At 61.2% G+C, this 13,680-nt stretch carries 10 protein-coding genes, 1 tRNA gene, 1 rRNA gene and 1 pseudogene; 9 read left to right on the forward strand and 4 right to left on the reverse strand.

The features are described from left to right. Nucleotides 1-22: 22 nt before the first annotated feature. The 5 genes from C7I85_RS23280 to C7I85_RS23300 all read left to right on the forward strand — a co-directional run bounded on the left by C7I85_RS23280 (nucleotide 23) and on the right by C7I85_RS23300 (nucleotide 7,511). Nucleotides 23-997: an ABC transporter substrate-binding protein gene (locus C7I85_RS23280; protein ID WP_106726398.1), complete on the forward strand. Its 975-nt coding sequence runs from the start codon at nucleotides 23-25 to the stop codon at nucleotides 995-997. Further along, nucleotides 997-1,767 (forward strand): ABC transporter ATP-binding protein, encoded by a 771-nt coding sequence (locus tag C7I85_RS23285; RefSeq protein ID WP_106726399.1) that lies wholly within the window; start codon nucleotides 997-999, stop codon nucleotides 1,765-1,767. The genes C7I85_RS23280 and C7I85_RS23285 overlap by 1 nt, the downstream gene beginning before the upstream one ends. Further along, on the forward strand, nucleotides 1,757-3,358 hold the full coding sequence (locus C7I85_RS23290) for an ABC transporter permease (RefSeq protein WP_106726400.1): 1,602 nt from the start codon (nucleotides 1,757-1,759) through the stop codon (nucleotides 3,356-3,358). The genes C7I85_RS23285 and C7I85_RS23290 overlap by 11 nt, the downstream gene beginning before the upstream one ends. A 9-nt stretch (nucleotides 3,359-3,367) precedes the next feature. Next, nucleotides 3,368-5,065 carry an adenine deaminase gene (ade, locus tag C7I85_RS23295; RefSeq protein ID WP_106726401.1) on the forward strand — a complete coding sequence of 566 codons (1,698 nt, stop codon included), beginning with the start codon at nucleotides 3,368-3,370 and terminating at the stop codon, nucleotides 5,063-5,065. A gap of 373 nt (nucleotides 5,066-5,438) precedes the next feature. Further along, nucleotides 5,439-7,511, forward strand: coding sequence for an ATP-binding protein (locus C7I85_RS23300; protein ID WP_146148930.1), 2,073 nt, complete (start codon nucleotides 5,439-5,441; stop codon nucleotides 7,509-7,511). A 271-nt stretch (nucleotides 7,512-7,782) separates the two neighbouring features. Here the strand turns inward: C7I85_RS23300 and C7I85_RS23305 are convergent, their stop codons facing one another. Together C7I85_RS23305 and C7I85_RS31740 are read right to left on the reverse strand one after the other, a co-directional pair. Continuing rightward, nucleotides 7,783-8,598: an alpha/beta fold hydrolase gene (locus tag C7I85_RS23305; protein WP_245445064.1), complete on the reverse strand. Its 816-nt coding sequence runs from the start codon at nucleotides 8,596-8,598 to the stop codon at nucleotides 7,783-7,785. A 292-nt stretch (nucleotides 8,599-8,890) separates the two neighbouring features. Then, a pseudogene (locus C7I85_RS31740) lies at nucleotides 8,891-9,022 on the reverse strand (ATPase); the annotation flags it as partial. 100 nt (nucleotides 9,023-9,122) lie between these two features. Between C7I85_RS31740 and C7I85_RS23315 the strand changes: the two are divergent. The 4 genes from C7I85_RS23315 (at nucleotide 9,123) to C7I85_RS23335 (ending at nucleotide 13,355) form a co-directional block, all read left to right on the forward strand. Continuing rightward, on the forward strand, nucleotides 9,123-9,500 hold the full coding sequence (locus tag C7I85_RS23315) for an ArsR/SmtB family transcription factor (RefSeq protein ID WP_106726403.1): 378 nt from the start codon (nucleotides 9,123-9,125) through the stop codon (nucleotides 9,498-9,500). Next, complete coding sequence (locus C7I85_RS23320; protein WP_106726404.1) at nucleotides 9,497-9,976, forward strand: SRPBCC family protein; 480 nt, start codon at nucleotides 9,497-9,499, stop codon at nucleotides 9,974-9,976. Before C7I85_RS23315 ends, C7I85_RS23320 begins: the two co-directional genes overlap by 4 nt. Then, nucleotides 9,973-10,632 carry a glutathione S-transferase family protein gene (locus C7I85_RS23325; RefSeq protein WP_106726405.1) on the forward strand — a complete coding sequence of 220 codons (660 nt, stop codon included), beginning with the start codon at nucleotides 9,973-9,975 and terminating at the stop codon, nucleotides 10,630-10,632. The genes C7I85_RS23320 and C7I85_RS23325 overlap by 4 nt, the downstream gene beginning before the upstream one ends. A gap of 713 nt (nucleotides 10,633-11,345) precedes the next feature. Further along, a complete protein-coding gene (locus tag C7I85_RS23335) occupies nucleotides 11,346-13,355 on the forward strand; it encodes a recombinase family protein (protein ID WP_245445065.1) in 2,010 nt (669 codons plus the stop codon). A 4-nt stretch (nucleotides 13,356-13,359) separates the two neighbouring features. On the opposite strand, the gene C7I85_RS23340 is transcribed toward C7I85_RS23335, so the two are convergent. Continuing rightward, a tRNA-Met gene (locus C7I85_RS23340) sits at nucleotides 13,360-13,436 on the reverse strand. Between the two features lie 131 nt (nucleotides 13,437-13,567). Then, nucleotides 13,568-13,680, reverse strand: a 5S ribosomal RNA gene (rrf, locus tag C7I85_RS23345); the annotation flags it as partial.

Genomic DNA, 13,680 nt, shown 5'->3' on the forward strand with positions numbered 1-13,680 from the left:
CAAATAAGAAAAGGGGAACAGCATGCGTATGACAATAAATCGCCGTCGTTTCATGACCCTGGCAGCCGCGGGGGCGGCATTGCCGGCCGTGTCCCGCTTCGCCTACGCCGCGGATCCACTGGCCATGCAGGCAGCATGGATCAATGACGCGGAATTCACCGGCTATTTCACCGCCTTCGACAATGACTACTATAAAGACGAGGGGCTCGACCTGTCCTATCTGTCCGGCGGCCCGGACGTCATCCCGGAGAGCTCGATCATCGCGGGCAAGGCCGATCTGACGTTGACGACTCCAGACACCACCATCAAGGCGATCGTCGAGCAGGGCGCCAAGTTCAAGATCATCGGCACTCAATACCAGAAGAACCCGCACGGGATTATTTCGCTGGCGTCGAAGCCGATCAGCAATCCGAAGCAACTCGAGGGCAAGACGCTGGCCGTGCCTCCGGTCAACGTGATTTCCGTCGAGGTTATGCTGAAAATCAACGACGTCGATCGCGACAAGGTCAACATCGTGCCATATGCCTACGATCCGACACCTTTGATCAAGGGCGAGATCGATGCGTCACTCGATTTCACCACCAACGTGCCCTACACGATCAAGCAGGCCGGCGGCGTCGACGCTCATTCCTTCCTGCTCTACGACTATGGCTATACGATTTTCCAGGACACCGTGGTCGTAACCGAAGAAACGCTTGCCACCAGGCGCAAGGAACTTGTGTCCTGGCTTCGCGCCAGCCGCAAGGGATGGGATGAAAACCTCAAGGATCCGAATGCCTATCCGCCGAAATTCGCGGAAACCTGGTTCAAGGGCACGGGCCGCACCATCGACAACGAGATATTCTTCAACAATGCCCAGAAGCCGCTGATTGAAAACCCGGGCGGCGTCTTCGCCATGAGCGAAGACGGCATCGCCAAGACGCTCGACGCGCTTGGCCAAGCCGGCATCAAGGGCACGCGCGACATGTTCGACACCACGCTTCTCCAGGAAGTCTGATGGCTGGCGCGGGCGGAATCCGGCTTTCTAACGTTTCGAAAGCCTTCGTCGCGCGGGGCAAGACCATCGAGGCTCTGCGCGATGTCTCGCTGACCTGCGAGCCGGGTTCGTTCACGGCCCTGCTGGGGCCGTCCGGCTGCGGCAAGTCGACCATCCTGCGGCTAGCGCTCGGACTTGAACATGCCGATGGTGGAAGGGTCGAAATCGGCGGACAGACATCCGAAAAGGCAACCGCCAGCGGTCTGACGGGCGTTGCCTTCCAGGATTCGGCGCTGCTCCCATGGCGCAATGTCGAGGACAACATCTCCCTGCCGCTCGACATCCTAAAGCGCGACCGGAGGGAATATTCGGCCAAGATCGCCGAACTGATCCAGCTGGTAGGCCTCAAAGGCTTTGAGAAATCGCTGCCGGGCGAGCTTTCCGGCGGCATGCGCCAGCGCGTGGCAATCGCGCGCTCGTTGGTCACGGAGCCCGGCGTGCTCTTCCTCGACGAACCGTTCGGGGCGCTGGACCAGATTCTTAGGCGCCAGATGAATATCGAGCTGCAGCGCATCTGGACCGAGACGCGCTGCACGGCGCTTCTGGTCACGCACGGCATCGACGAGGCGGTGTTCCTGGCCGACCGGGTCGCGGTCATGCGCAGCCGACCGGGTCGCGTGGCGTCAATGATCGAAATTCCGTTCTCGCGGCCGCGCAGTCCGGATCTGTTTTCCGATCCGGTCTTCCACAAGCTCTGCGACGGGATCGCCGAGGTGCTCCATGGCGGCTGAGCAGGTCCTTCCCGCACCGAAGCCGCTCAACCAGGCGCCATGGTTCGCGCCTGTCCGCAACATCGTGATTCTCCTGGTCCTGTGGGAAGTCGCCGGCCGCTTCCACCTGGTCGCCGACGGCGCGCTGCCATCGCTCACCGCCATAGTCGAACGCTTCTGGGCGGACCGCGCGGACTATCCTGCGCACGTGTGGTCCACGCTGGTTTCGTCCGCCCTAGGTTTCGCCATCGGCAACATCGTTGCCGTGGCAGCCGGTATCCTGTTCGTACTTTCGCCCCTGGCGGCCCGGCTGTTCCGCGGCTTCAACGTGACCATTTTCGCGGTGCCTACCATAGCGATCGCGCCGATCCTGGCACTGACAATGACAGGCATCTCACCCCGCGTGACGCTGGCCGCAATGGGCTGCTACTTCGTGACCATGACGGCGACTGTGGTCGGCCTGACGCAGATCGATCTGCGCAGCGCCGATCTGGTGCGGGCCTATGGCGGGGGCAAATGGGACGTGATGCGTTTCGTCCAACTCCGTAGCGCATTGCCTATCATCCTTGCCGGCCTGCAGGTGGCTGCTCCAAACGCGGTTCTGGGCGCCATCCTCGCGGAATTCGGCGGTGGCGGTCGCTGGGGTCTTGGAATCTATCTGCTCGGCTCGCTCGGCCGCGCCGACCCGCCGCGTCTGTGGAGCATCGGCCTGGTCGCGACGGCCATCGCCGGCATCGCCTATTTCATCTTCGGCCTGATTTCGGCGCGCGTCACCGGCGCATCGAAAGCAGTGACGATGACGACGTCGCTGCCGCCGGCTGGGGCAAGGACCGGCGGTCAATGGCCAAGTCTAGCGGTAGCGTTCGGGTCGATCGCGGTTCCGCTCGTTCTTTGGTGGGCGTTCATCAAGCTGCTCGGCGTCCCTGAGATGATCGGCAAGACGCCTTGGGGCGTGATCGAATATCTGTTCTTCTTGCCCCTCTCGCAGCAGGCGCAGACCCGCCTTCTGGACGCGATGGGACAGACGCTGCCGATCACAATCGTGGGCACGTTCGCCGGTCTTGCCGCTGCCTTCGCACTGTCGGTGTCGAGCCGGTTGGTGCCGAACTTCACCCGCGCGCTGATGCCAGTGGCGCTGTTTTCACAGACCATGCCACTGATCGCCACCATTCCGCTGTTCGTGTTGCTGCTCGGACGCGGCTGGCTGGTGACGCTGATCATCACCATTTCGGTGACGTTCTTCCCGGCCTTCATCACGCTCGCGCAAGGCATGAAGATGACGCCGCGCGCAGCACTTGACCTGCCGAAGGCCTACGGCGCGGGCGCGTGGACCGAACTCAAGCTGGTCGGCATTCCGGCCGCCCTGCCCTATCTTTTCGCTGCGGCGCGGCTGACAGTGCCCCGCGCGCTTCTCGGAGTGATGATCGCCGAATGGCTGGCCACCGGAAAGGGGCTCGGCAACCTGCTCAACCAGTCGCGCGGCTATCTCGACTACGGCATGATCTGGACCGTAGCTGCGGCCTCAGTCGTGTTGTCGGTTGCCCTTTATCAGATTGTCGTGCTTGTCGAGCGCCGGGTGCTTGCCAATATGGGCATGCGCGGATCGGAATAGGGTGAGACGATGGCAAGCGATTTGAGACGGCGCATCGACCAGGGCTCCGGCAATGAACGCGCCGACATCGTGTTGAAGGGCGGACGTTTCTTCGATCTCGTCTCTGGCGAACTTGTCGCGGGCGATCTCGCCATCTGCGGCGACCGGATCGTTGGTACATGCGACTGCTATGCGGGCAAGACCGAGATCGATGTATCGGGGCAGGTGCTGGTTCCCGGATTCATCGACACCCATCTCCACATCGAATCCTCGATGGTGACGCCGTTCGAATTCGACCGCTGCGTGCTGCCGCGCGGCGTGACCACCGCGATCTGCGACCCGCACGAGATCGCGAATGTTCTGGGCGCCACCGGCATCCGCTATTTCCTTGACTGCTCCGAACAGACGATCATGGACGTGCGCGTGCAGCTCCCCAGCTGCGTGCCGGCAACGCATCTGGAAACCTCCGGTGCCAAACTGGACATCGATGAGCTTCTGCCCTTTCGCAGCCATCCCAAGGTGATCGGGCTGGCCGAATTCATGAATTACCCCGGCGTTCTGGCGAAAGACCCGACCTGCATGGCCAAGCTGGAAGCCTTCCAGGGCGGGCATATCGACGGGCATGCGCCGCTGCTCCGCGGCAAGCCGCTGAACGGCTATCTCGCGGCGGGCATCCGCACGGACCATGAAACCACGACGGCCGAGGAGGCCCGCGAGAAGCTCACCAAGGGTATGCATATCCTCGTGCGCGAAGGTTCGGTGTCCAAGGACCTGGACAGCCTGATTCCGATCATCACAGAGCGTTATTCGCCCTTCATCGCGCTGTGCACGGATGACCGCAACCCGCTCGACATCGCCGAGCACGGCCATCTGGACTACATGATCCGCCACGCCGTCTCGAAGGGTGTCGAACCGCTGGCGATCTACCGCGCAGCCAGCATCTCGGGCGCGCGCGCCTTCGGCCTAAAGGACCGCGGCCTGATCGCGCCCGGCTGGCGCGCCGACGTCGTGGTGCTGGATTCGCTGGAAAGCTGCCGGGCACAGATGGTCTTCTCGGCTGGGCGGCTCGTGACCCCCGAACTGTTCGGCAGCCGCAAGCCGGTCGAGCCGGTCGGTCGCCGAAGCGTGAAGGTCGGGCCGATCGGCGTCAGCGACCTCGCCGTGCCGTCAAGCCAGGAAGCCTCTGTCATCGGCATCATGCCGGGCAAGATCATCACCGAGCATCTACGCATGAAACTGCCGCAGGCGGACGGTCGGACGACCGTTGACACCGTTCGCGACGTCGTCAAGGTGGCAGTGGTCGAGCGGCACGGGCGCAACGGGCATGTCTCGCCGGGCTTTGTGAAGGGTTTTGGGCTGAAGCGCGGGGTGATCGCCTCGACCGTCGGTCACGACAGCCATAACATTTGCGCAGTCGGCGTGGACGATGCCGACATGGTCGTCGCCATCAACCGGTTGGCCGAGATCGAAGGCGGGTTCGTGGTCGTGGCCGACGGCGAGGTGCTGGCCGAGATCGCACTGCCCATAGCCGGGCTGATGAGCCTCGACAGCTACGACACGGTACGCGACAGACTCCGGCCGCTGCGCGCTGCAGCGAAGGAACTCGGCTCGACGCTCGAGGAACCGTTCCTGCAGATCGCCTTCCTTCCGCTGCCCGTCATCCCGCACCTCAAGATCACCGATCGCGGCATGGTGGACGTCGACAGATTCGACTTCGTTGAGGCGTAGGCGCCACTACGACAGTTTCATGAACCGGCCACGGTGATCCTGAGATCGCATCAGAACGCGATGCGCTTATCCGTACTAGGTGACCGTTTGAATGTCCGTTTCGAAGTGGCGGCCTTGAGTTTCTGAATGTCCGACATGGGGCGTATTGCTGTTAGACAGCAAAGGTGCCGTAAGGCGACTGGCAGCTTCTATCGACCCTACGAAAGCAGAAGTCGTTGACCTTTGTTTTCTTACGGGTCGTATGGCAGCTATTTTTGCCCAATGACAGCGCCTTCCTAGCTAGAACTGTTTTGGAGTGATGGTAGCATTGCGTTGCGCCTTACGAGCAGTACGCGAAGCGCTAGCGGATCAAATTGCAGATAGGCCGGCCCCAATGAACCAAATTATCGCCCTGCAGCCAGGAATGCTTCGAACCAACCTCAGGGGGCAGATCCGGCAGACACAGCTTCCGAAATGGAAGGCGCTACTTCCGCTGTTCGAGGCGGTGATGAACTCTTTTCAAGCGATTCAGGACGCGAAGTCCGACAGGCGGCATCGTGTCACGATCGTCGTGGAGCGGGACGAAGATCTGCTCGACGAGGACAACGCCCCTATCGTCGGCTTCGAGATTCGCGATACCGGCATCGGCTTCACCGACGAGAATTTCGACTCGTTCAACACTGCATATTCGGAACATAAGTACGAACGAGGCGGGAAAGGCCTCGGCCGGTTCATGTGGCTCAAGGCTTTCGAGACGGTCCACGTCAGAACGACTTTCCAAGCCCAGGACGGCTATGACGAGCCAAGTCACTGGCTGCGTGATTTCGAGTTCGGCTTCGACTACGACCCCGACGCGGCCAGCGCGACGCAGACCGATAGCGGTGCGTCGGGAACCACGGTCAGGCTCGGGGGCTTCCTTTCACCCTACCGCGAGGAGTGCCCGGCTGACATCGAGATACTGGCGCAGCGACTGGCCGAGCATTTCATCCTCGTCCTGATGCAGCCGGAATGCCCCGAGGTCGAGATTCATGACGGCGGCATCAAGCTGTCCCTCAACAAAGTGTTCGACGAGAACTTCCAGCGCGGCGGGCACAGCGGGAACTTCGAGATAGCCGGGCGGAGTTTCCGCATCGATGGGTTTCGCCTCCACTCGCCTCGCGCATCGAAACATCGCCTGATCTACGCGGCAAACTCCCGCGCGGTGAACACCGAAAGGCTCGACCAGTTCATCCCCAACTTCATCGGGCGGCTGCAGGACGAGGAGGGTGACAGTTTCGTCTACCTCGCGGTTGTCCAAGGGGACTACCTCAACGACAGGGTCAACAATTTCCGCACCGACTTTGACATGCGCGAGGAACTGGAGGACGGACAAGGCGATCTGCTTCAAGTAGAAGACCTCCGACGGTCCGACATCCGGGCGGAATGCCTCGCGTTCGTGCAACGGGACCTCGCCGAGCTGATCGACGGCCTCAACACCGCAAAAGCCAAGCGGGTCCGGGATTACGTCCGAACCGAAGCTCCACAGTACAAACCCCTCCTTCGCTACCTGGATGAGTTCATCGGCTCGATCTCGCCGAACGCCTCTAAAATGGACATGGAGTTGGCGCTCCATCGGGAACTCCATCAACGCGAAGTCAGCCTGAAAAGGGAAGGATCCCGCATACTGACCGAGGCCGCCAAGCAGGAGGACTACGAAGGGTACCGCCAGCGCCTATCGGAGTTCATGGAACGTTCAAACGAACTCGGCGTCTCGGCCCTCGCCCAGTACGTATCCCATCGTAAGATCATCATCGAGCTGTTGGAGAAGGCGCTCTCCAATGACAAGAGGACGGGCAAGTACCCGCTCGAGGAGGCAGTGCACAATATCCTGTTCCCAATGAGGGCGACGGACCAGGATATCCTCTATTCGCAACAGAATCTTTGGATCATCGACGAACGCCTCAACTTCCATTCGTTCATCGCTTCCGACCGGCCTCTCAACTCCCACACCGATTTCACCTCGAAATCACGGAAGCGGCCGGACCTTTTCATCTTTGACCGGAAGATTGCATTCTCTGAAAAGATCGACGACGGGATGCCTCTCAACAGCATCACCGTCATCGAGTTCAAGCGACCGCAGCGGGACGACTACACCGGCGACGACAATCCGCTCAGACAAGTGTTCGAGCAAATACAACTCATTCGCGGTGGCCAGTTCAAGGATGACAACGGCCGGCCGTTGTCGGTTGCGGGGGACAAGATCCCCGCTTTCGCCTACGTCGTCTGCGACATCACGCCGAGCATGCACGCCGAGCTGAAGATGTCGGACGCGATGCCTACGCCGGATCAGCGCTCCTATTACGGATATCACCGGACCTTCGGGATCTACTTCGAGGTCATCGACTACGGTCGGCTTCTTGCCGATGCCAAGCGGCGCAACCGCGTCTTCTTCGACCGCCTGAACCTCATGGACGCGCAACGCCCCTAGAATACGACCAAAAGAGATCGCGTAGGGAAACGACCTGCCCGCCTCCCCGGGCGCAGGTCTACTTTCGCGCCGCTCTTCAGCTCAAAAAGTCGGCTTGAGTCGAATGGCAGCTTTTTGGAAATCGCGAAATGTTCTGAACGGCTGAAATGGGGCGCGAAGCTGACCGGCAGTTCTGGGGCCGAGTGCGGTCTGACTGCTCTTGGATTGGGAAGGAGCGATAACTGCCGTTCGTCCAGCTTCAGGCCGGTGGCAGCTTCCGACCCCTTAGCAGTCATTCCATGGATTTCGTGCCGCTCCCGATTGCAGCCACTTCCGCCAAGAATGCTGACACAGCAGCGCCCAACTTCTCTGGCTCGTCATATGGTAGGCCGTGCCCGGCATCAGGGATCAGCTCATAGCGCAGTGGTGGATTAATGCCCTGTAACTCGCAGGCAGTCTCAAGCGAGACGATGCCGCGATCACCAATCAGAAGCAGTATCGGAGCACCTATGTTCTGCATCAGCTTGCGCCAGTCCGGGTTAGGTGGCGTGAGAACTTCGAAAGCGCTCAAGCTGGTGTGAAGCCTCGCATCGACCATATATTCAATCATCTCTGCCGACCGATTCGGGCTTCTAAGGCGCGCCTGGGTGAGCAGGTCATCCCTTGTCGACTGGAGCAATTGCTGATGCTCTGCTGCGACGTTACTTTCGTAAACCTCGCGCTGCCACTCTGGACTGATAAAAGTAGGGTCGATAAGGACGACGGCCTTCGTGGCCGATCCAAGCTCGCTGGCAACAAGCGCAGCGGTCATCCCACCCATCGAGTGTCCAACCAATGTCGGAGCGTTTAGCTCCAACTCCTCGATGAGCCCAAGAACATCGTCGGCCAGATCGCTATACAGATAGCCGTTCTCAGGGGCGCTGGAGCCGCCATGTCCCGGGCATCGGGCAGGACCACATCGAAGGCATCTTCGAGCGCGTGCGCCAGGGGCAACAAACAGGCGCCGCTTCCGATCAGCCCGTGCAGGGCAACAAGCGGAGGCTTGTCCCCGCCTGTTCGGCGGTAATGAATGTTTATGCCGTTTGCACGACAGATGCCGCTGTACCATGCCGGAGGGTGCTCCTCGCGTTTGCTCATGCCGGAGATACTTGCACGCGCTGTTCTCCACGGTCGATAGGCATCGCTTCCCCGCAAATGGCAGGTTCCGCCGTGCTGGCGTTTAGAAGCTGCTGTCCCGCCAACCACCAACTCGTGACGTTCAGGAGCTCCGATCGACGACCCGGCAGCTATCGACCGCATTCCCGTCGTTCGAGGTGGGGCCATAAAGTCCTGAGAGCGATCGATCAAGGCACTATGACGGCGACTGCCCTCCTCCGGATGATCAGCGTTCAATCGTCCAGTCAAGCGGCGAGGACGTCCAGCGTCTGCAGCCCATGCTCCACCGCGCCGAAACCAACGACCAACTGGCGACGCTCTCGGCTTGGGTGAAGCTGGCGCATGGTCAGCCCGGTCTTGCCGTCGCTGTGCTTATCACGGCTGGATGGCGCCATTCTCAAACCACTAAACCAGGTGCAATGCACGGACGCTTAAGTGTCCGCTTGACTTTCATCGGGCAAGCTGTAACCTAAGTACATGCTTGAGTATTCAGAACAACTTGATAGGGCGTTCCACGCGCTCGCTGATGCAACTCGGCGGCGGATTCTCGAACACCTTTCACGTGGCCCAGCCTCGGTAAGTGATCTGGCAAAGCCCTTCGACACATCCCTCTCCGCGATCCATCAGCATGTGCAAGTGCTTGAGGCAAGCGGACTGGTTATCACAGAGAAACGCGGACGAGTCCGCGGATGCCGAATTTCAAGCGAGGCGGTCTTGCGTGTCGAAAATTGGTTGAACGAACGTCGCCAGCATTGGGAGGGCCACTTTGACCGGCTGGGAGAATTGCTCGAAGGCAAAGAAACTTTTGATAAGGCTGACGGTACGAGCCAGTCATGCCAAGGAGACAAGGCATGACCGGAACACCCTTATTCCACGGTACATTTACGCTGAAGCGCCTGTGGGCGGCGTCGCCCGCCCGCGTGTTCGGCGCGTGGTGCGACCCGCAGATCAAGGCGCAGTGGTTCACGGGTCCGGCAGAAAAATGGACCCTTATGCGCCGCTCGATGGATTTTTGTGTGGGTGGACAGGAAATACTGCACGGGCGCTTCAACGAGAGCGGTCTTGAGACACTCTTTGAAGCGCGTTTTCATGTGATCGAGCCGGCCGAGCGTCTGGTCTATGCCTATGACCTGCATCATTCCGGTCGCTTTCACTCAGTGACGCTGTCGAGCCTGGAGCTTGATGAGGAGGCGGGCAAAACCCGCGTCTCTTACACCGAACAGATTGTGTTTCTCGATGGCAAGGACGGCACAGCTGATCGCCGTCACGGCACGGGAATTCAATTCGACATGATCGAAACTACCCTTCAATCCTTGGGAGTATTGAAATGAGCCTTGCGCTCTATGGCCATCCGTTCGCCTCCTTTGTCTGGAAACCATTGATCGCTCTATACGAGCGCGGCCTGACCTTCGACTTCCGAATGGTCGACTCCGACCACCCGCAGAATGCTAGGCGCATGGCTGAGCTCTCCCCCACGGGGCAATTTCCCGCCCTGGTCGATGGCGACAGAAAAGTCACCCAAAGCAACAGCATTATCGAATATCTCGACCTATTTCACGGCGACGCTCCGCCGATGGTGCCTGAGAATGCCCGTGAAGCGCTTGACGCCCGTATGATCGCGGATGTGTTTGATGATTATATCCACGCTCAGACGCAGCGGATCGTTGGTGATGCTCTGCGTGGCGAGGATGAGCGTGATCCGCGGGGCGTTGCCGATGCGCATATTTTGATGGAGCGCTGCTACGATTGGATGGAGCCACGTTTGCATGGTCAGGAATGGGCGACCTGCGGCGGGTTCACAATTGCTGATTGTGCCGCTGCACCAGCGCTTTTCTATGGTGATTGGGTGCATCCAATTCCTGCACGTTGCACAGCACTTGCCGCCTACCGGGCACGACTCCTGTCCCGCCCGTCTGTAGCGCGCGTAGTTGAGGAGGCTCGGCCTTATCGGCCCTTTTTCCCATTAGGAGCACCTGAGCGGGACTAGGTCTCGCCAAAAAATCAAGTGGGCGACTTGGAATGCGCGTTCGAGTTCCTGATTGCCTCCGGCAAACACGACCCTGACATTCCAACCACCAGTTCGCTTTCCCCTAAGGCAGCCTGAAAGCGGACAGGCGGGTTTCCACCCATTGCTGACGCTGCCGGTGACAAAGCGTGTCGGCAGCTTCTAGGAGCGAAGACCTGCTGCGTCGATGACCGATTAGGGGCGCAAAGCCGACATGCCGGGCGCCCCCTGTGAGGGTCTGCGTCGTGCCGAGTTCTTCCACCCAGCAGGTCAGAGTTCTTTTAGTGCAGAACTAAGGGCCAGACGCACGCCTGCGCCTCCGCCGTTCTCTGGGATAAACTCGATACCAGCCTCAACTAACGCTTTGAGGATTTTGCTCGAAGTCTCTGCTCTTCCTCGTAGAGGACCGTCCACTGCTTCGAGTCGAGCGATCGTTGGCTCGGAAACTTTTGAGTGAATTGCAAGGTCTGTTTGGGACCAACCGAGCAAAGCACGCGCCGCCTTCACCTGACGAGTGGTTATCCCCCGAACAGGAAATGATAGATTTTCTATTGACATTCACTCAAATCGAATTGATATTTTTCCTATCATTTGTCTGCTAGATCGTCATTCTTGGTCTCGCAGAGCGGCTGACCTAGATGCGGGAACATCCTGGCCAGCCTGACCACAATCTAAGCTTCGGAGGAGCTCGGATCATGGCTGATTCCGACCATAGCACGAGTTTTGGCTGCGTCACGCGGCGGATGGCGCTGGGTGGCGTGGTTGTTGCTGCAACCGGCTGGGCGCTGGGTAGCCCAGCGTCGGCACGCGCCGGCGCGTCGGATGCGACCCCTGACCCGGCGCTGGCTCTGTGGCGGCAGTGGGCGGGGGCGCATGCGCAGGCGCAGCGGCTTTGCCGGCGGCAGCAGGAGCTGGAGAACGGGCCGCGGCATGGCGCGCGAGCGCTTCGCCGCCACGAACGCCGCCAACGACAATGCCGGGTCCAAACCGCCGGTCGAGACAACCAGGCCCGGTGCCCGCGACAGCAGCTAGACCGCAAGGGAGATCACTGCATGACAACGCGCGTTGCCCTTTATGCCCGCTACTCCTCCGACCTGCAGCGGGAGGCCTCGATCGAGGACCAGTTGCGGCTGTGCCGCGAGCACGGGGCGCGCGAGGCCTGGGCGATCGCCGGCAGCTATCACGATGCCGGCATCTCCGGCGCCAGCCTGGTGCTCAGGCCCGGCATCCAGCAGCTGCTACGCGACGCGCAAGCCGGCCGCTTTGAGATCGTGCTGGCCGAGGCGCTCGACCGCCTGTCGCGCGACCAGGCCGACGTCGCCACGCTTTACAAGCAGCTCAAGTTTTGCGGCGTGGCGATCGTCACTTTGGCCGAGGGGGCGATCTCCGAACTGCATGTCGGGCTCAAGGGGACGATGAACGCGCTGTTCCTCAAGGATCTGGCGCTGAAGACGCGGCGCGGCCTGCGCGGCCGCGTCGAGGCCGGCAAATCCGGCGGCGGCCTCTGCTACGGCTACCGCGTCGTCAAGAAGCTCGACGCAAACGGCGAGGCGTCGAAGGGCGGCCGCGAGATCGTTCCGCAGGAGGCTGAGGTCATCCGCCGCATCTTCCGCGACTTCGCCGCCGGCGTCAGTCCGCGTACCATCGCCAAAAGTCTCAACGAGCAGGGCATCCCCGGTCCCGCCGGCCGGCTGTGGAACGACACCACCATCCGCGGCCATGTCCGCCGCGGCACCGGTATCGTCAACAACGAACTCTACATCGGCAAACTGGTGTGGAACCGCCAGCGCTACGTCAAGGACCCGGCGACCGGCAGGCGGGTGTCGCGCCTCTACCCGGAAGGAGAATGGATCGTCGCGCACGTGCCGGAGCTGCGCATCGTCGACGAGGCGCTATGGCAGGCAGTCCGGGTCCGCCAGGACGACATCGCCGACAAGCACCTCAAGCTGACCGCGGCGGTCCGCGCCCACCACCAGCGCAACCGTCTGGCCGGCGCCCTCCGGCCGAAGTCGCTGCTGTCGGGGCTGATCATCTGCGGTCGTTGCGGCGGCCCCTACTCCCTGCGCAGCGTCGACCGCTTCGCCTGCTCCAGCCACAGCAGCAACGGCGCCTGCGCGAACACACGCACGATCCCACGCGCCGAACTGGAACAGCGGGTGCTGGCCGGCCTCAAGGAGCGGATGATGGCGCCGGAGGCCGCCGCGGCGGCGATGCGCGCCTATGCCGAGGAGAGCAACCGGCTCAACCGCGAGCGCCGCGCCAATGCCGCGACCTGGACGGTGGACCTGGTGCAGGTGGAGAAGCAGATCCGCAGCCTCATCGAGGCGATCAAGGCCGGCATGTTCCAGGCCAGCATGAAGGCGGCGCTGGATGGGTTCGAGGCGCGCCAGGCCGAGCTCACCGAGCTGCTGGCCGCTACCCCACAAGACTTGCCTGAGCTTCTGCCAAGTATTTCGACAGTCTATGCGAAGAAAGTGGCGCATCTAACCGAAGCGCTCAACCATGCGGACGACCGTCAAGAGGCGGCGCAAGCGCTGCGCGCGTTGATCGCGAAGATCGTGCTGACGCCCGGTGTCAAGCGCGGTGAGATGGAGGCAACTCTGCACGGGAGCTGGGCACGCTGCTCAGTTGGGTTGAGCGGCAGGCCGGAGATAACGCCGCCAAACAAAAACACTCCCGGAGCTGGGCTCGCGGGAGTGTTTTGATGTTTGGTTGCGGGGGTTGGATTTGAACCAACGACCTTCAGGTTATGAGCCTGACGAGCTACCGGGCTGCTCCACCCCGCGTCAACTTGCTGGACCTTGGCCGGTTGCTGCCGAAGCAAATGGCCGCTCCCGTTTTATGGCGGGGTGCGGCCGGCCGGCCCGCTTTCACGGGCCTTGTGTCGTTTTGAGAAGATATGACATGCATTTGGCAGACCTGGCAGCGACTTACTCTCCCGCGTCTTGAGACGAAGTACCATCAGCGCTGGAGCGTTTCACGGCCGAGTTCGGAATGGGATCGGGTGCAGCCGCTCCGCCATAACCACCA

This window comes from Pseudaminobacter soli (ex Li et al. 2025) (genome assembly GCF_003012705.1).
GTDB classification, from domain to species: Bacteria; Pseudomonadota; Alphaproteobacteria; order Rhizobiales; family Rhizobiaceae; genus Pseudaminobacter; species Pseudaminobacter soli.

What these genes read in the sequence shown, in the direction of transcription:
- C7I85_RS23290 (WP_106726400.1), top strand. Translation starts at nt 1,757, where the DNA reads ATGGCGGCTGAGCAGGTCCTTCCCGCACCGAAGCCGCTCAACCAGGCG.
- C7I85_RS23300 (WP_146148930.1), top strand. Translation starts at nt 5,439, where the DNA reads ATGAACCAAATTATCGCCCTGCAGCCAGGAATGCTTCGAACCAACCTC.
- C7I85_RS23280 (WP_106726398.1), top strand. Translation starts at nt 23, where the DNA reads ATGCGTATGACAATAAATCGCCGTCGTTTCATGACCCTGGCAGCCGCG.
- C7I85_RS23305 (WP_245445064.1), bottom strand. Translation starts at nt 8,598, where the DNA reads ATGGTACAGCGGCATCTGTCGTGCAAACGGCATAAACATTCATTACCG.
- C7I85_RS23320 (WP_106726404.1), top strand. Translation starts at nt 9,497, where the DNA reads ATGACCGGAACACCCTTATTCCACGGTACATTTACGCTGAAGCGCCTG.
- C7I85_RS23325 (WP_106726405.1), top strand. Translation starts at nt 9,973, where the DNA reads ATGAGCCTTGCGCTCTATGGCCATCCGTTCGCCTCCTTTGTCTGGAAA.
- ade (WP_106726401.1), top strand. Translation starts at nt 3,368, where the DNA reads ATGGCAAGCGATTTGAGACGGCGCATCGACCAGGGCTCCGGCAATGAA.
- C7I85_RS23335 (WP_245445065.1), top strand. Translation starts at nt 11,346, where the DNA reads ATGGCTGATTCCGACCATAGCACGAGTTTTGGCTGCGTCACGCGGCGG.
- C7I85_RS23285 (WP_106726399.1), top strand. Translation starts at nt 997, where the DNA reads ATGGCTGGCGCGGGCGGAATCCGGCTTTCTAACGTTTCGAAAGCCTTC.
- C7I85_RS23315 (WP_106726403.1), top strand. Translation starts at nt 9,123, where the DNA reads ATGCTTGAGTATTCAGAACAACTTGATAGGGCGTTCCACGCGCTCGCT.